The sequence below is a fragment of the Bacillus rugosus genome (assembly GCF_023238245.1).
Lineage (GTDB): Bacteria > Bacillota > Bacilli > Bacillales > Bacillaceae > Bacillus > Bacillus rugosus.
Genome location: NZ_CP096590.1, coordinates 3,486,754 through 3,503,287, shown reverse-complemented (window position 1 = coordinate 3,503,287; position 16,534 = coordinate 3,486,754). Strand labels below are relative to the sequence as shown.

The 16,534-nt window shown below is 44.6% G+C and carries 14 protein-coding genes; 10 read left to right on the top strand and 4 right to left on the bottom strand.

The window, feature by feature from the left end; translation table 11 throughout:
- Positions 1 to 6: 6 nt before the first annotated feature.
- The 3 genes from M0696_RS17805 to uvrA all read left to right on the top strand — a co-directional run bounded on the left by M0696_RS17805 (position 7) and on the right by uvrA (position 5,289).
- Positions 7 to 237 (top strand): CsbA family protein, encoded by a 231-nt coding sequence (locus M0696_RS17805; protein WP_003228053.1) that lies wholly within the window; start codon positions 7 to 9, stop codon positions 235 to 237.
- A 185-nt stretch (positions 238 to 422) separates the two neighbouring features.
- On the top strand, positions 423 to 2,408 hold the full coding sequence (uvrB, locus tag M0696_RS17800) for an excinuclease ABC subunit UvrB (RefSeq protein ID WP_222142118.1): 1,986 nt from the start codon (positions 423 to 425) through the stop codon (positions 2,406 to 2,408).
- Positions 2,409 to 2,415: 7 nt separating this feature from the next.
- On the top strand, positions 2,416 to 5,289 hold the full coding sequence (gene uvrA / locus M0696_RS17795) for an excinuclease ABC subunit UvrA (protein ID WP_222142117.1): 2,874 nt from the start codon (positions 2,416 to 2,418) through the stop codon (positions 5,287 to 5,289).
- A 43-nt stretch (positions 5,290 to 5,332) separates the two neighbouring features.
- Here the strand turns inward: uvrA and M0696_RS17790 are convergent, their stop codons facing one another.
- Positions 5,333 to 5,563 (bottom strand): hypothetical protein, encoded by a 231-nt coding sequence (locus M0696_RS17790; RefSeq protein ID WP_166847806.1) that lies wholly within the window; start codon positions 5,561 to 5,563, stop codon positions 5,333 to 5,335.
- Between the two features lie 217 nt (positions 5,564 to 5,780).
- Here M0696_RS17790 and M0696_RS17785 point away from each other — a divergent pair, with 217 nt between their 5' ends.
- Genes M0696_RS17785 through M0696_RS17770 form a run of 4 tightly spaced genes read left to right on the top strand, consistent with a single transcriptional unit; the run spans position 5,781 to position 7,792 of the window.
- Entirely contained in the window at positions 5,781 to 6,107 is a 327-nt protein-coding gene (locus M0696_RS17785) for a magnetosome magnetite crystal formation protein family (protein WP_222142116.1), read from the top strand.
- 24 nt (positions 6,108 to 6,131) lie between these two features.
- On the top strand, positions 6,132 to 7,229 hold the full coding sequence (locus M0696_RS17780) for a DUF4097 family beta strand repeat-containing protein (RefSeq protein ID WP_222142115.1): 1,098 nt from the start codon (positions 6,132 to 6,134) through the stop codon (positions 7,227 to 7,229).
- Positions 7,230 to 7,233: 4 nt separating this feature from the next.
- Positions 7,234 to 7,431: a PspC domain-containing protein gene (locus M0696_RS17775; protein ID WP_166847815.1), complete on the top strand. Its 198-nt coding sequence runs from the start codon at positions 7,234 to 7,236 to the stop codon at positions 7,429 to 7,431.
- A 1-nt stretch (position 7,432) separates the two neighbouring features.
- On the top strand, positions 7,433 to 7,792 hold the full coding sequence (locus M0696_RS17770; protein ID WP_166847818.1) for a phage holin family protein: 360 nt from the start codon (positions 7,433 to 7,435) through the stop codon (positions 7,790 to 7,792).
- A gap of 29 nt (positions 7,793 to 7,821) precedes the next feature.
- On the opposite strand, the gene M0696_RS17765 is transcribed toward M0696_RS17770, so the two are convergent.
- Positions 7,822 to 9,033, bottom strand: coding sequence for an MFS transporter (locus tag M0696_RS17765; protein WP_248602226.1), 1,212 nt, complete (start codon positions 9,031 to 9,033; stop codon positions 7,822 to 7,824).
- A 21-nt stretch (positions 9,034 to 9,054) separates the two neighbouring features.
- Positions 9,055 to 9,564, bottom strand: a complete 510-nt coding sequence (pchR, locus tag M0696_RS17760; protein ID WP_248602225.1) for a pulcherriminic acid biosynthesis transcriptional regulator PchR — start codon at positions 9,562 to 9,564, stop codon at positions 9,055 to 9,057.
- Positions 9,565 to 10,000: 436 nt separating this feature from the next.
- Here pchR and pchC point away from each other — a divergent pair, with 436 nt between their 5' ends.
- Both pchC and cypX read left to right on the top strand, forming a co-directional pair.
- The gene (gene pchC, locus M0696_RS17755) at positions 10,001 to 10,747 is read left to right on the top strand and encodes a cyclo(L-leucyl-L-leucyl) synthase (RefSeq protein WP_166847827.1); all 747 of its coding nucleotides are present in this window, start codon (positions 10,001 to 10,003) and stop codon (positions 10,745 to 10,747) included.
- Between the two features lie 14 nt (positions 10,748 to 10,761).
- A complete protein-coding gene (cypX, locus tag M0696_RS17750) occupies positions 10,762 to 11,979 on the top strand; it encodes a pulcherriminic acid synthase (protein ID WP_222142112.1) in 1,218 nt (405 codons plus the stop codon).
- A gap of 40 nt (positions 11,980 to 12,019) precedes the next feature.
- On the opposite strand, the gene M0696_RS17745 is transcribed toward cypX, so the two are convergent.
- On the bottom strand, positions 12,020 to 12,493 hold the full coding sequence (locus M0696_RS17745) for a MarR family transcriptional regulator (RefSeq protein ID WP_222142111.1): 474 nt from the start codon (positions 12,491 to 12,493) through the stop codon (positions 12,020 to 12,022).
- Between the two features lie 164 nt (positions 12,494 to 12,657).
- Here M0696_RS17745 and M0696_RS17740 point away from each other — a divergent pair, with 164 nt between their 5' ends.
- On the top strand, positions 12,658 to 16,527 hold the full coding sequence (locus tag M0696_RS17740; RefSeq protein ID WP_248602224.1) for a lamin tail domain-containing metallophosphoesterase family protein: 3,870 nt from the start codon (positions 12,658 to 12,660) through the stop codon (positions 16,525 to 16,527).
- Positions 16,528 to 16,534: the final 7 nt, after the last annotated feature.

Here is a 16,534-nt window from a genome sequence, read left to right as displayed (position 1 = left end):
TTTTTGTTGATTACAAAAGCCGTTTTTGCATTGTTTTTCCCTTTTATGCTCGTTGTTCTTTTTACAAGAGTCACCTTTAATCATTATGTGGCGATCGCTCTAACAGCTGCATTGCTGTTTGCCTCTTATTTAAAAGGCTATACAGAAACGTATTTTATTGTAGGATTGGATGTTGTGTCTCTTGTGGCTGGCGGACTGTATATGGCTAAAAAAGCTGCTGAGAAAAAAGAAGAATAAATCGGACATAATGAATATAAAGACTGAATTCCTGCTTTTACGTTTTAAAAGCAGGTTTTTTATACACGAAAACAGCTGGAAATAAAAAACCACCGAACTTTAGTTCGTATTTTTAGTGATTTTACATTCCATTGTGTTACTATATCTATAGGAAGATTTCGTTAAAGAAACGGAGGCTTATTTTTGTGAAAGATCGCTTTGAGTTAGTCTCGAAATATCAGCCCCAAGGAGATCAGCCGAAAGCCATTGAAAAACTTGTAAAAGGAATTCAGGAGGGCAAGAAGCATCAGACTCTGCTGGGTGCGACAGGAACGGGGAAAACATTTACGGTGTCCAATTTGATTAAAGAAGTCAATAAGCCGACGCTCGTGATTGCCCATAACAAAACCCTTGCTGGACAGCTTTACAGTGAGTTCAAGGAATTTTTTCCGAACAATGCTGTCGAGTATTTTGTCAGCTACTATGATTATTATCAGCCGGAGGCGTATGTGCCTCAAACGGATACGTTTATAGAGAAAGACGCTAGTATTAATGATGAAATTGATAAATTGAGACACTCCGCTACATCGTCTCTGTTTGAGCGGAGAGATGTCATTATTATTGCGAGTGTGTCTTGTATATACGGCCTCGGTTCCCCTGAAGAATACAGGGAAATGGTCGTGTCACTGCGGACGGAAATGGAAATAGAGCGCAACGAGCTGCTCAGAAAACTTGTAGACATCCAATATGCCCGCAACGATATCGACTTTCAGCGCGGTACATTTCGTGTGCGCGGGGATGTAGTGGAAATCTTTCCGGCATCTCGTGATGAACACTGTATCAGAGTTGAGTTTTTCGGTGACGAAATCGAACGAATTCGGGAAGTAGATGCGCTGACAGGAGAAATTCTCGGCGACCGTGACCATGTTGCGATTTTCCCGGCCTCCCACTTCGTCACGCGGGCCGAGAAAATGGAAAAAGCGATTCAAAATATCGAGAAGGAGCTTGAGGAGCAGCTGAAAGTCATGCATGAAAACGGCAAGCTGCTTGAAGCGCAGCGTTTAGAGCAGAGGACAAGGTATGATCTTGAAATGATGCGGGAAATGGGATTCTGCTCTGGCATTGAGAACTATTCAAGACATTTGACGCTTCGGCCTCCAGGTTCAACGCCGTATACGCTTCTTGATTATTTCCCTGACGATTTTATGATCGTAGTGGATGAGTCACATGTGACAATTCCTCAGGTGCGCGGCATGTTTAACGGAGACCAGGCGCGAAAACAGGTGCTCGTGGATCACGGCTTCCGGCTACCATCAGCGCTTGATAACCGTCCGCTTCGTTTTGAAGAATTTGAAAAGCATATGCACAATATCGTGTATGTATCAGCGACGCCAGGGCCGTACGAGATTGAGCATACAGATGAAATGATCGAACAGATTATTCGTCCGACGGGGCTTCTTGACCCGCTTATCGATGTGCGTCCCATCGAAGGCCAGATTGACGACTTGATCGGCGAAATTCAAGCAAGAATCGAGCGGGATGAACGGGTGCTCGTGACAACCTTGACGAAGAAGATGTCAGAGGATCTGACCGATTATTTAAAGGAAATCGGCATTAAAGTAAACTATCTGCATTCTGAGATTAAGACGCTTGAACGGATTGAAATTATCCGCGACCTGCGCCTTGGCAAGTACGATGTGCTTGTCGGCATCAACCTGCTGAGGGAAGGGCTCGACATTCCTGAAGTATCTCTCGTTGCGATTTTGGATGCGGATAAGGAAGGCTTCCTTCGCTCTGAACGTTCGCTGATCCAGACCATCGGACGTGCCGCAAGGAACTCTGAAGGCCGCGTCATTATGTACGCAGATAAAATGACGAAATCTATGGAAATTGCAATTAATGAAACAAAACGCCGCCGCGAGCAGCAGGAGCAGTTTAACGAAGAGCACGGCATTACGCCGAAAACGATAAATAAAGAAATTCGCGATGTTATTCGTGCCACAGTAGCGGCTGAGGATAAAGCGGAATACAAAACAAAAGCCGCGCCGAAGCTGTCGAAAATGACGAAGAAAGAACGCCAGAAAGTCGTTGAACAGATGGAGCACGAAATGAAGGAAGCCGCCAAGGCGCTTGACTTTGAAAGAGCCGCGGAGCTTCGCGATTTACTTTTAGAGCTAAAAGCGGAAGGATGATGAACAAATGGCTATGGATCGGATAGAGGTGAAGGGAGCCAGGGCGCATAACCTGAAAAATATCGATGTAACAATTCCAAGAGATCAGCTTGTCGTTGTTACGGGTTTGTCCGGATCAGGGAAATCCTCTCTAGCCTTTGACACCATATATGCAGAAGGACAGAGACGGTATGTCGAGTCGCTGTCTGCCTATGCCCGCCAGTTTTTAGGGCAAATGGATAAGCCGGATGTTGATGCAATTGAGGGGCTGTCTCCCGCCATCAGCATCGATCAGAAAACAACGAGCCGCAATCCGAGATCTACTGTCGGTACGGTTACTGAGATTTATGATTATCTGCGTCTTTTGTATGCGAGAGTAGGGAAGCCTCATTGCCCGGAACACGGAATTGAGATTACATCGCAGACCATTGAGCAAATGGTGGACAGAATTCTAGAGTACCCGGAACGGACGAAGCTTCAGGTTCTGGCCCCGATTGTCTCAGGCCGAAAAGGCGCTCATGTCAAAGTGCTTGACCAGATCAGAAAACAAGGCTATGTCAGAGTCAGAATTGATGGCGAAATGGCTGAGCTTTCTGATGATATTGAATTAGAAAAGAATAAAAAGCATTCGATTGAGGTTGTCATTGACCGGATTGTGGTGAAGGAAGGCGTGGCCGCCCGTCTGTCAGATTCATTGGAAACGGCGCTTCGCTTAGGTGAAGGACGGGTCATGATTGATGTCATCGGTGAGGAGGAGTTGATGTTCAGTGAGCATCATGCCTGCCCGCACTGCGGATTTTCAATCGGCGAGCTTGAGCCGCGGCTGTTTTCATTCAACAGCCCATTCGGAGCGTGTCCGACGTGTGACGGTCTCGGAATGAAGCTTGAAGTGGATGCGGATCTCGTCATCCCCAATCAAGATTTGTCATTGAAGGAGAATGCGATCGCCCCTTGGACACCGATCAGCTCACAATATTATCCGCAGTTGCTTAATGCGGTCTGCACCCACTACGGGATTGATATGGACGTGCCGGTAAAAGATCTGCCGAAGCATCAGTTGGATAAAGTGCTGTACGGCAGCGGCGACGACCTGATTTATTTCCGATATGAAAATGATTTTGGACAAATACGTGAAGGCGAAATTCAATTTGAAGGCGTATTGCGGAACATTGAAAGACGCTATAAGGAGACAGGCTCTGATTTCATCCGTGAGCAAATGGAGCAGTATATGTCTCAGAAGGCTTGTCCGACATGCAAAGGCTATCGGTTAAAGAAAGAGGCGCTTGCCGTATTGATTGACGGCCGCCACATCGGCAAAATTACCGAGCTGTCTGTAGCCGACGCACTTGCTTTCTTCAAAGGTCTTACCCTTTCTGAGAAGGATATGCAGATTGCCAATTTGATCTTGCGCGAAATTGTGGAGCGTTTAAGCTTTCTGGACAAAGTCGGCCTTGATTACCTGACACTGAGCAGGGCAGCAGGAACATTGTCCGGGGGAGAGGCGCAGCGTATCCGGCTGGCGACACAAATCGGTTCGCGCTTATCCGGTGTCCTTTATATTTTAGACGAGCCGTCTATCGGCCTGCATCAGCGTGATAACGACCGCTTGATCAGCGCTCTGAAAAATATGAGAGACCTCGGGAACACGCTGATTGTTGTCGAACACGATGAGGATACGATGATGGCAGCCGATTATTTAATAGATATTGGACCGGGGGCCGGCATTCACGGCGGACAGGTGACGTCTGCGGGTACGCCGGAAGAAGTGATGGAAGATCCAAATTCATTAACGGGCAGCTATTTATCAGGGAAAAAGTTCATCCCATTGCCTCCTGAAAGAAGAAAGCCGGACGGGCGCTACATTGAAATTAAAGGCGCTTCAGAAAACAATCTGAAAAAGGCAAATGCCAAGTTCCCGCTTGGAACGTTCACAGCGGTTACAGGGGTTTCCGGCTCCGGAAAGAGTACCCTCGTCAATGAAATTTTGCATAAGGCGCTGGCGCAAAAGCTTCATAAAGCGAAAGCGAAGCCCGGCAGCCATAAAGAGATTAAAGGCTTGGATCACCTAGACAAAGTCATTGACATTGATCAGGCGCCAATCGGAAGAACGCCGAGATCCAATCCTGCGACATACACCGGTGTGTTTGATGACATTCGTGATGTATTCGCGCAGACAAATGAAGCGAAGGTCCGCGGCTATAAAAAAGGCCGTTTCAGCTTTAACGTGAAGGGCGGGCGATGTGAAGCCTGCCGCGGAGACGGGATTATTAAAATTGAAATGCACTTCCTTCCTGACGTGTATGTTCCGTGTGAGGTGTGTCACGGCAAACGCTACAACCGTGAAACGCTTGAAGTGACGTACAAAGGAAAAAGCATCTCAGATGTGCTTGATATGACGGTTGAAGATGCTCTTTCTTTCTTTGAAAATATCCCGAAAATCAAGCGTAAGCTCCAAACTCTTTATGATGTTGGCTTAGGTTATATTACGCTCGGCCAGCCAGCGACAACCTTGTCGGGAGGAGAAGCGCAGCGTGTGAAGCTCGCATCGGAGCTCCACAAACGCTCAACCGGACGTACGCTCTACATTTTAGATGAGCCGACGACAGGTTTGCACGTCGACGACATTGCCAGACTCCTTGTCGTGCTTCAGCGTTTGGTTGACAATGGAGATACAGTACTCGTCATTGAGCACAATCTTGATATCATTAAGACGGCGGATTACATTGTCGATCTGGGACCGGAAGGCGGAGCCGGAGGCGGAACCATTGTCGCGTCAGGAACGCCTGAGGAAATCACTGAAGTGGAAGAATCGTATACGGGCCGTTATTTGAAGCCTGTTATGGAGCGTGACAAAAAACGCATGACATCGCTCTTGGAAGCGAAAGAAACGGCAACATCTTAAAACCCTCTTTTCAGAGGGTTTTGTCTTTTCTTTGCAGTATATATTACAAAGTTTTCTTATACAGCTGCTTGCTTACACTCATTAAATCTTGAACGATATGCGTGTTGCTGCTGTCGAGCAGCACTTTTATATATTGGATATCGTGAGAGATTGGAAGAGATCCGTGAATCTGTTCAAGCTCAGCGATCATTTCACGATTCATTCTTTTTTGTTCACGAATCAGCTTTAAAACCGATTCTTGTGTTACTGTATAGTCACTGGGATCTTTCTCCATTGCTTGTCCAGCCTCCTTGATTGCCGTAAGCTTTTTACATATTGTAATCGGTACAGCCGAAAGATTCTACTTCTAAAACTTTTTAAAATCCAATTTCCGTAAATCGGAGCATGTCTAAAGAATGAATTTGAAACCTGAAAAGGTTTTAAACGTATGTATAAGTAAAACGTCCCTGACCTTTTGTCATGGACAATTCACAATAGGAGTGTGGAATGAATTGAACCGTAATCAAGCTATTATTGCATCACTTTGTTATTTCAGTGTATTCATTGCGCCAATCATTGTGCCGATTGTGGCTTATTTTGTTGTAGATGATAAAGAAACAAAACGGCATGCGATACGTTCTCTTGTTTCTCACATTGTTCCTTTTGCCGGCTGGCTTGTCCTTTTTATCTCTTTTCTGGGCGGAGCCATTGTGATTGATGGAGACAGCCTGCTGCCTGTATTTGTGATCATTGGGGGAGCGGTTATTTATTTCTTAGTTGTCATTGGCATTATGATTTGGAATGTGATTCAGGGCATTAAGGTGCTGCGTACAGCATAAGTAGACAATGGGGAGGAGATCGTAATGAAACAAGAAAAGGAACGAATCCTTAAGCTTGTTGAGGAAGGAAAGCTTACAGCACAAGAGGCTTTGACACTGATTGAAAAGCTTGACAGCGACTACAAGGAAAAAGAAGAAAAAATCACCGCGCTCTCAGTTCATGTACATGACGAGGAAGAGCCGTTTACAGCAGAAAAAAAAGAAAGCAGCAAGCCGTCTTTAGGAGCCAAGCTGTTTGATTGGATTGATTCTGCTGTGAAAAAGGTCAAGGAAGTTGACCTTGATTTGAACTTTGGCCATGCGTATGATGTTCAGCATATTTTTCAATTTAAAGATACTGACTTTTCCAGTGTTGAGCTTCAAATTGCCAACGGCAGCGTGAATATCGTTCCTTGGGAAGATGAGGATATCAGAGCGGAATGCCAGGCAAAGGTATATCGCGCTGACAGCCAGGATACGGCGAGACATGCATTTCTTCAGCATATTGAATGCGAAATCAAAGGAAATAAGTTTTTTATCCGTACTGAGAAGAAAACAATGAAAACGAATGTGACTTTATATATTCCTCAGAAGGAGTATGATAAGATTCGGGTGAAGCTGTTTAATGGTCCGGTCAGAGGGGAACATTTACATGTAAAAGAGTTCTCGGCGAAAACGACAAATGGCGTGCTGTCGTTCTCGCATTTAACAGCTGAAAAAGCCACAGCTGAAACGGCCAACGGACAAATTAAGCTCGCCAGCCACAGCTGCGGTACGATAGAAGCGGAAACCATTAATGGATTGATCGATCTCCGCGGGAGAAGCGAAGCGATTGACGTTCAAAGCTTTAATGGGAATATTGCGATTAACGTAACAGAATCAGACTGCCGCTCCATTTACACGAAAACGACGACCGGAAATGTGGAGCTTGCGATTCCGGACGATCTTGCAGTGAAGGCAGAGCTAAAAAGCAATCTTGGTTCGCTGTCCCATGAATTAATGGATGTTGAAATGCTGAAAGAAAAAAATGATACCATTCAAAAAGAAATGATGTTCACTTCAAATCAGGCACATGATCAAAACATAACCGTCTTCTCAGAATCATTAACAGGCGCCATCAAACTAAAGTACTCACAGAGGTGATCGAATGAATAGGCTTTATCGTTCAGAAAAAAACAAGAAAATAGCCGGTGTCATTGGAGGTCTCGCGGAATATTTCAATTGGGACGCATCACTCCTCAGAGTCATAACTGTCATCTTAGCTGTTATGACAAGTGTTTTACCTGTTTTGCTTATTTATATCATTTGGATTTTTATCGTCCCGTCAGAAAGGGATATGAAATGACATGGTAAAATGGGCAGTCAGCATTTTGGTAAATGCATTGTTATTAATTGTCATTGATGGGTACATTGACTCCATCCATGTCAGCAGCATCGGGGCAGCGATTATCGCCAGTCTCATTTTATCGATCTTAAACGTGCTGATTAAACCGCTTTTGATTATCTTTACGCTGCCAGTCACGTTGGTGACGCTTGGTCTGTTCTTGTTTGTGATTAACGCCATCACCCTGATGATGACCGCGTCCATTATGGGTGACAGTTTTCAAATTGACGGCTTCGGCACAGCGATATGGGCATCTGTTATCCTGTCGGTGTTCCATTTGCTGATCCAAAAAGGCATTTTAGAGCCGCTGCGAAAGAAATAAAAAAAGCTGCCATACAGAAGGCAGCTTTTTTACATATGGTGTTTTTTTTGTTTAATGCGCTTCTCCGGCGGATACATTTGCGGCAGAAGGCAAAAGCCCAATGCGGCAAATACAAGGCCTAAGAGTCCAAAGGACATGGCAGAGGGCATCAGTGTGAGCAGATAGGCGGATATCATCGGGCCTGCCGCCATGCCTGTATATCTGATAAAGTTAAAAACTCCGATTGCACTCCCTCTATTATGTTCAAATTCATTGGTGATCATTGTGGAATACAAGGGAGGGATGACTCCCATCGAGATGCCAAACAGTGCCAGTGTGAGAGCCATGAGAATAAGAGAAACGGAATGTGTAGCGGCGAACAGCATGATACTGCAGGCCGCGATCACATTGCTGCCGATAAACAAGGTGTTCAGCGCGATTTTTGCCTGTATTTTTTTAAACAGAAACGTACCGGCAATCGTGCTTAGCGCCAGTGGCAAATATAACAGTCCTGCTATGCTCACATCAATATGATAGTGCTCCGTCAGTAATATTGGGAGGTAGACGATCACCGCAAAATAAATGAAAAAGAGGACAAAACTTAAGGTCAAAATGACGTTTCCTGTTCGATTTGTAAATATTGATTTGTAATGAGCAAACACATTGCCTTTAGCTTGCTGCTTAGATCCAGCGGGAGAGTCCTTAGGAAAGATGATGCTGTTTGTCACCAGCATAATGGCAGAGATGGCCGTAAGCATCCAAAAGATCCCTTCGTACCCGGATGCTCCGCCTATGAATCCTCCGAGAACCGGGGCGATAGCCGGCGCGGCGGACAGGAGCATTTGATACGTTCCCATTGCACTCCCGCGTTCACTGCCTGTAAACAGCTGTCCGATCGTTGTGGCAGCTATAAGAGGCAGTGCTGCGGACCCGGCTGCCTGTATCATTCTGAATATCAGAAACAACGTAAAGTCAGTGGTCACCGCACAGCCGATGCTGGCTGCTGCCGTCGCCATAATTCCGGCAATCAAGACAAATCGCGCGCCTTTAAAATCGATGATGGTCCCTAATATAATTTGCATAATAGCTGTCACAATCATAAAAACTGAGACTGACAGGTTGACCATTGCTGCGGAAACATGGAATGATTCTTTAATAATCGGGATAATAGGCGAATAAATGTTTTGGCTTAAAGATGCAAAAAATGCGCTGAAGCAAACAATGTATAAGATCAATACCGCCTTTGATTTTGTTTGAGCCATAAAGAATACACCGCCTTTTGTTTACTTAACAGGTTTGTCCGGAGTCCCATCGGTTTGTTCTGCTTCAAGTGTAGACGTCAGCTGTTCTAGAAATTTCAATACTGCATGTTGTTCGTCTTGTGAAAATGAATCGAGGAATTGGTAAAAAGCCAGCTCCTTTTTTTTATGCAATTTCTCATGCAAGTCGAAAATACGCCTGCCTTTACGGGTTAATTTGAAATATACCTCTTTTTTGTTATCCGTCAGCTGATAGCTGTTAATGAATTCTTCCGTGATCAGTTTTGTGCTGATTTTCGTTACATTTGCTTTCGATAAGTTCATTTTTCTGGCGATTCCGGCATTATTAATGGGTTCATGTTGGCCGATACAGTCAATGACATGTATGCTTGTCATGTTTTTAGGGATATCGATTACATCCTCTTCTGAGGCCTCCTTAAAAAATTGCTGAAGTGAAGTATTCGCTTTTTCTTCATTAAGGTGCAGCAGTCTCACGTATATGTCGTATATCATCCGCTTTGTCAATTCAGACATAGGCTACCCTCTTTCTTAGGAATAATAGTTTACAATGAAACAATAATCAATATCGTTTACTGGTGAACGATTTTATTTTATCTTTTCTTGTTTTCATTGTCAATTGCTGGTGTGTGAGCTTTATATAGTGCTACGTCATGCTAAGTATGAGTGTAAAAAGTGTGTGAAAAATGTGACATTTACATTTATTTTCAAATATTTAGGTACAGATGATATTGACGGGTGGAAGAATAAGGGATAAAATGACTAATGTTTACTAGTAAACATTAATTATGATGTGCATTTTGAAAATGAAATAGAAGTTTAAATCTTAACATAATTCACTTGGAAACTTTAAGTGCTGCCTGCCTATCATCTTGATCAGTTGTGCCAGTTGTTCCAACTCATTTTTGAGGGTGATGACTTAAAGCGGGATAAGTTTTTAGGGGTGAATAAGATGACCGAAATGGTGACAGAAAGAAAGCCTGTGCATTTTACTGCTGAGTTACTGACACAAAATTGCAGAGAAATATTTGAACGGCGCCGGCACGTTTTGGTGGGAATCAGCCCGTTTAACAGCAGGTTTTCTGAGGATTATATTTACAGATTGATTGGATGGGCAACAGCTGAATTTAATAGCGTTTCCGTTTTGCTTGCGGGGCATGAGGCGGCTAATCTTCTTGAAGCGCTCGGAACTCCCCGAGGAAAGGCTGAACGAAAGGTAAGAAAAGAGGTATCGCGAAACAGAAGATTTGCAGAAAGGGCTCTTGCGGCTCATGGCGGGGACCCGATGGCGATCCATACATTTTCTGATTTTACGGAAAACAAAGCCTATCAGCTGATGAGACAAGAAGTTGAACATGCGTTTTTTGAGCAGCCTCATTTTCGGCACGCTTGTTTGGACATGTCTCGTGAAGCGATGATCGGGCGTGCGCGCGGAATCAGTTTGATGATGGAAGAAGTCAGTGAGGATATGCTGAATTTGGCTGTTGAATATGTCATTGCTGAGCTGCCGTTTTTTCTCGGAGCTCCGGATATTCTTGAGGTGGAAGAGACACTCCTAGCGTATCATCGTCCGTGGAAGCTGGGTGAGAAGATCAGCAACCATGAATTTTCTATTCGTATGCGTCCGAATCAAGGGTATCTCATTGTGCAGGAAATGGAGCAGCTTCTTTCTGAAACACGGCTCACATCTGAAGGATGATAGGGGGAGTAAACATGAATCAATCCATTAAATTGTTTAGTGTACTTTCTGATCAATTTCAAGAAAATCCATATGCTTATTTTTCACAGCTGCGGGAGGAAGATCCTGTTCATTATGAAGAGTCGATAGACAGCTATTTTATCAGCCGCTATCATGATGTCCGCTATATCCTTCAGCATCCGGATATTTTCACGACAAAATCACTTGTTGAGCGTGCTGAACCAGTCATGCGCGGCCCTGTACTGGCCCAAATGCATGGAAAAGAACACTCCGCAAAAAGAAGAATTGTAGTGAGAAGCTTTGTCGGGGACGCATTGGATCATTTGTCTCCGTTGATTAAACAAAATGCAGAAAACCTGTTAGCGCCTTATCTTGAAAGAGGGAGAATTGATCTCGTCAATGATTTTGGAAAGACGTTTGCGGTGTGTGTCACGATGGACATGCTCGGGCTGGATAAAAGAGACCATGAAAAAATCGCTGAGTGGCATAGCGGAGTTGCCGATTTTATCACGAGTATCTCTCAATCTCCTGAAGCGCGGGCGCATTCGTTATGGTGCAGCGAACAGCTTTCCCAATACTTGATGCCGGTCATTGAAGAACGCCGCGTCAATCCGGGATCAGATTTAATTTCCATCCTATGTACTTCTGAATATGAAGGCATGGCGATGTCGGACAAGGATATACTGGCACTGATTCTTAATGTGCTGTTAGCCGCAACAGAACCGGCAGATAAGACGCTGGCACTGATGATATATCATTTGCTCAACAATCCCGAGCAGATGAATGATGTTTTGGCTGACCGTTCGTTAGTGCCAAGAGCTATTGCGGAGACGTTGCGTTATAAACCGCCGGTTCAGCTGATTCCGCGGCAGCTGTCTCAAGATACGGTGGTCGGCGGTATGGAAATCAAAAAAGATACGATTGTTTTTTGTATGATCGGAGCGGCTAACCGGGACCCTGAAGCATTTGAACATCCTGATGTGTTTCATATTCATAGGGAAGATCTCGGCATCAAGAGCGCTTTTAGCGGCGCCGCCCGGCATCTCGCTTTTGGATCCGGCATCCATAACTGTGTAGGAGCAGCTTTTGCCAAAACCGAAATCGAGATTGTAGCCAATATTGTGCTGGATAATATGCGGAATATCAGATTAGAGGAAGGTTTTCATTATGCCGAGTCCGGTCTGTATACACGCGGACCTGTTTCACTTCACATTGCGTTTGACAGGGCATAATAAAATCTCAAAGGTCTCTCCCCATGCGGGTGAGGCTTTTTTACATATGTTTGACCCACAAGTTGAAAAACGCAGTCACTGTTTTTAAATCATCAATTGAAAATTCATTGAAAAGCTGTTTGTATTGCTCCTTTGCTTTCTCATGAAGCTGTTCATGTAATGCCGCCAGTTCTCTGCCGCTTTCAGTTAGCTTATAAAAAATTTCTTTTTTGTTGCCAGGCTTTTTGGTCACTGTGATGATATTGTGTTTCAACAAGGCTTGCACTGCTTTTGAAACAGCGGCTTTTGAGATGTGTAAGCGGGATGCCAAGAAGCTGTTGTTCACATTTTGGCTGGCATGTATACAGGAAACAATGTGAAGCTGGGTCAATGTCCATTCTTTTCTGAGGTGTTCGAGATGTTCTGAGGACATGTCGCGGGACGGTATCTGCACCTTTTGCATGACACGTTTATCCCTTTTTGATGCGAATTGTTGTATAGCTTGAATTAATTCATCATGAATACGGTTGTCCATCAATTTGCCTCTCTGATTTAATTGTTAACTGGTTAACTATCCTTAGTTTACTGGGGAATAGTGGGATTTTCAAGAGGCAGACGCTTTTTTGTTCTTTATGCACAAAAATGAACTCATAACCTTCCCTGTTCAGACGCAAAATACATGAAAAGGGAGGTGTTTTGATGAGGAAATACACTGTTATTGCTTCTTTATTCTTGTCTTTTCTTTCAGTTTTGTCTGGCGGCCATCATGAACCGAAAGCTGTTCCTGTTATAAATCAGGGACCATTCCAAACGCCTCATTACATACCCTTGCTTGAAAATCCTCCTCAAATCGATGTGAAAGCTGAAATGAAAAGCAACCTGATGATTGAGGCTCAAGTGCGTGACAATGAGTATCAAGCATTTTCTGCCTTTCTGTTTTATAAACAAAGTAATGAGCTGGGCTACAAAATGGTGCCGATGGATCCGACACCCGGAGCGGTCCGCAAGTTTTTCGCGCAAATTCCGAAACGATTGATTTGGAACAGTGAGCTTGAGTATTACATTGTAGTTTCCAATGGGAAGCAGCGAGTCGAGTCGGAGATGAAGAAACTGAAGCTTGAGGGATATCAGGCTGATCTTGCCCATATTCCGGAGCTTCTGATCACAGAGCTAGCGATTGATACAAAGAACACGGGACGTGCAGACGGTTATGAATTTATTGAGATTTATAATACGACCGACAGAACGATTGATTTTAAAGACTATCACATCCGTTACCGTTACCCGAAAGAAGGGCCTGACTCCGATCTGATTTGGAGACCGGAAGAAAAGATCACGATACCATCCGGCGAATCGTTTGTGGTTTGGCTGAAGCCTGCCGGGCATCCAGAATTGACGGCGGAGGATTTCAATCGATATTATCAGACGCAATTAAAGGAAGGGAAAAATCTTGCGGTGATAGAAGAGTCAGAGGGGATGGCCAATACCAGACCGCGGGCAGTCGTGATTTCAACGAATACAGGAAAAGATATTTCGGTTGCACATTATCGGAAACATGCGCTGCGCCGGCTGTCGTCTGTGCTTTACAAGTATCCGCTGAACGGAACCGCAGAACTTCTCAATATTTCAATCGGAGAAAAGAATCCGTCTCCCGGAACTGTATTACAGGCGCAGGTGCCCGAGCAGAAACGAAAAATCAAGCTTGATAAAGAAAAACCGGTCATTGAAGATTTGACTGACCGCAAGCCTGTCCGTCCGGCTGAAAGCATTGAACTGCGCGCTGACATACAGGACCGCAGTCTTGTGAAAACGGCGGCTTTCTACTATCGGACAGATGAAAACAAACCGTTTAAGCGCATTCTCGCTGAAAAAGACCGCAATGACAATCTCTATCATTATATTGTGTATTCGCCTGAACTGATCGGGAAGGACCAGCTTGAGTATTACGTGACGGCAGGGGACGGGATCAATGAAGCAAGAACCCCGGTTAAAATGATTGATATTAAACAAACAAGCAAGTCGCACGGTTTGCGGTTGAACATTGAAAACAGAGACACGCTGTCGGGAACCCAGTTTCTTAAAGCGACAACAGACGGGCGCACTGACAGTATTAAGCTGTGGATTGACGGAAAAAAACAAGTGACAGAGCCCGCTATGGAAAAAGAAGTGTATTTTGCGTTCGATACGAGAAAAACGAATCTTTACTTTAAAAACGCCGTAACGATGGAAGGCAAAGTGTTAAAGGTGTTTGATGATACGACAAATAAATACCGTACTTATTCTGTTCCATTGCCAGAGACGCTGCTTCGTAAAGGAAAGCAGCTGCAGCATATTACGATACGATCAGGTTCAAAGGTGTCGCCGTTTGATACGGCTGAAAACCGTGATGATTTCTTAGTCAAAAACGCACGATTGGTGTTATCGGATGGTACGGTGATCAGGGATCAGAGAGTTTCTCCTGACAAGGAACTCTTTATTGGAGATAATCAGCGCTCGAATAAAAGCTGGCAATTTCAATTCAACCTGCCTGACGGACTTTTGACGTCACAGCTGCTGGAGTGGGATACGTCAAAGCTATCTGAAGGTGCCCACCATATTCAAGCAAGCGACGGCAAGGAAAATGTAAGCTTGGTTGTGCGGGTAGATAATTCAGGGCCCCACATCGAGCCGAATATCACCGAGGGACAAACGTACAAAGGCAACCTCATCCTGCAGGCGGATATGTATGATAAATGGAGCAAAATTGAGGAAGCGAAGGCGTCTTTAGATGGTGAAAGCATTACACTTCCATACCATACGTCATCTTCTGAACTTTTGCCGGGAAAACATTCGCTAAAAGTGACAGCAACGGACCTCGCGGGCAATAAAACAGTTGTTGAGCGGACGTTTAAAACAGAACGTGAGCATCCAGATCAGCCGGAGGTCATAGACAGCGAAGCCGACACGCATAGAGCTAAGCTTTCTGTACGAGTGAAGGATCCGACGAATGACGCCATGGATGTCGCTTTTTATAAAGGATTTCAATATACAGCGCGAAACAATGTGAAAATATTCAAACATGCGTCACGGACTGAACCGCCGAAAAGCTTTGTGCCGGAAAGTGAGACCCCGTTTACAAATAAAGAATTAGAGCGGGTATCTGCTGCTGACGGAAAAACAGTATCGACAGAAAAGAAGGAGCTTTTCCCTTATCATCGCTTTGAAGTGACGGTCGATCTTTCAGTTGATGAGAATGACTTGGCGGAAGCGGTTTGGAAGGGAAGTTCTTTGCCGGGGAGAAAGGTGACGATGTATGTTTGGAATTATCGGACAAACGAGTGGCAGCCGATTGACAGCTTTGTTGCAAAGAATGACAAACCGTTTACGCTGAAGGCGTCTGTGATCGCCTCCGATTTTGTACGGAAGTCGAAAATGAATGTGATCGTACAGGATGAAATTCCTCCTGCGAAGGATATGTACACATTTGCCTGGATGTCCGATACACAGTATTACGCCGAAAGCTATCCGCATATTTTTGATAAACAGACCGAATGGATAAAAGATAATCAAAAGCAACTCAATATCAAATATGTGTTTCACACGGGTGATATTGTAGATGATTCCGCTGATATCAGACAGTGGAAAAACGCGAATCGGTCAATGTCTGTTCTGGATAAAAGCGGGATTGCTTACGGCGTGCTGGCCGGTAACCACGATGTCGGGCATAAAGATGGCTCCTACAGGGCGTTTGGCAAATATTTTGGCAGTGATCGTTTTGATAAAAAAATGCATTATGGCGGTTCTTATAAAAATAACCGCGGACATTACGACCTGATTTCAAGCAACGGCAATGATTATATCATGCTGTACATGGGATGGGGCATTACCGATGAAGACATTGCGTGGATGAATCAGGTACTGAAGAAGCACCCTGACCGGATGGCTGTTTTAGCTTTTCATGAGTATTTGCTGGTCAGCGGAAACAGAAGCCCGATCGGAGAGAAGATATTCAAAAAAGTCGTGAAGCCGAATTCGAATGTGGTGATGGTGTTAAGCGGGCATTATCATAGTGCGATGAGAAAAACTGATGAACTTGATGATAATGGTGATGGAAAACCGGATCGCCTCGTGCATCAAATGCTGGCCGATTATCAGGGCGGGCCAGAAGGCGGGCAAGGGTATTTGCGTTTGCTCCAATTTGACCAGGCGAATGATATGGTGCATGTGTCGACGTACTCTCCGCATTTACAAGATAAAAACTACTATGATACGGATACCTACGGCAACAAGGATGAGTTTTCGCTTTCGCTTGATTTGAAGCCAAGGATCAAAAAGGTGGAAACCGATTATTTTGAGTGTAATATATATACCAATGAAGAGCTCGGAAAACGGGAGCAAGTGAAGAGCGGGGATACCGCTGAATTCCGCTGGGATCACCTTGAGCCGCACTCTGTTTATTATTGGTACACCATTGTAGAAGACAGTTTTAACGGCAAAACGAAGTCACCGATCTGGAGGTTCAAAACGAAAGAAGAGACATATCGTCCGGCTCCAGACCAGTTAGATTTTCGCCATGTCTCCAATCCTTAAAGAGGGT

What these genes read in the sequence shown, in the direction of transcription:
- M0696_RS17775 (WP_166847815.1), top strand. Translation starts at nt 7,234, where the DNA reads ATGAATAGGCTTTATCGTTCAGAAAAAAACAAGAAAATAGCCGGTGTC.
- M0696_RS17770 (WP_166847818.1), top strand. Translation starts at nt 7,433, where the DNA reads ATGGTAAAATGGGCAGTCAGCATTTTGGTAAATGCATTGTTATTAATT.
- M0696_RS17780 (WP_222142115.1), top strand. Translation starts at nt 6,132, where the DNA reads ATGAAACAAGAAAAGGAACGAATCCTTAAGCTTGTTGAGGAAGGAAAG.
- M0696_RS17765 (WP_248602226.1), bottom strand. Translation starts at nt 9,033, where the DNA reads ATGGCTCAAACAAAATCAAAGGCGGTATTGATCTTATACATTGTTTGC.
- uvrA (WP_222142117.1), top strand. Translation starts at nt 2,416, where the DNA reads ATGGCTATGGATCGGATAGAGGTGAAGGGAGCCAGGGCGCATAACCTG.
- M0696_RS17740 (WP_248602224.1), top strand. Translation starts at nt 12,658, where the DNA reads ATGAGGAAATACACTGTTATTGCTTCTTTATTCTTGTCTTTTCTTTCA.
- pchC (WP_166847827.1), top strand. Translation starts at nt 10,001, where the DNA reads ATGACCGAAATGGTGACAGAAAGAAAGCCTGTGCATTTTACTGCTGAG.
- M0696_RS17745 (WP_222142111.1), bottom strand. Translation starts at nt 12,493, where the DNA reads ATGGACAACCGTATTCATGATGAATTAATTCAAGCTATACAACAATTC.
- M0696_RS17790 (WP_166847806.1), bottom strand. Translation starts at nt 5,563, where the DNA reads ATGGAGAAAGATCCCAGTGACTATACAGTAACACAAGAATCGGTTTTA.
- pchR (WP_248602225.1), bottom strand. Translation starts at nt 9,564, where the DNA reads ATGTCTGAATTGACAAAGCGGATGATATACGACATATACGTGAGACTG.
- cypX (WP_222142112.1), top strand. Translation starts at nt 10,762, where the DNA reads ATGAATCAATCCATTAAATTGTTTAGTGTACTTTCTGATCAATTTCAA.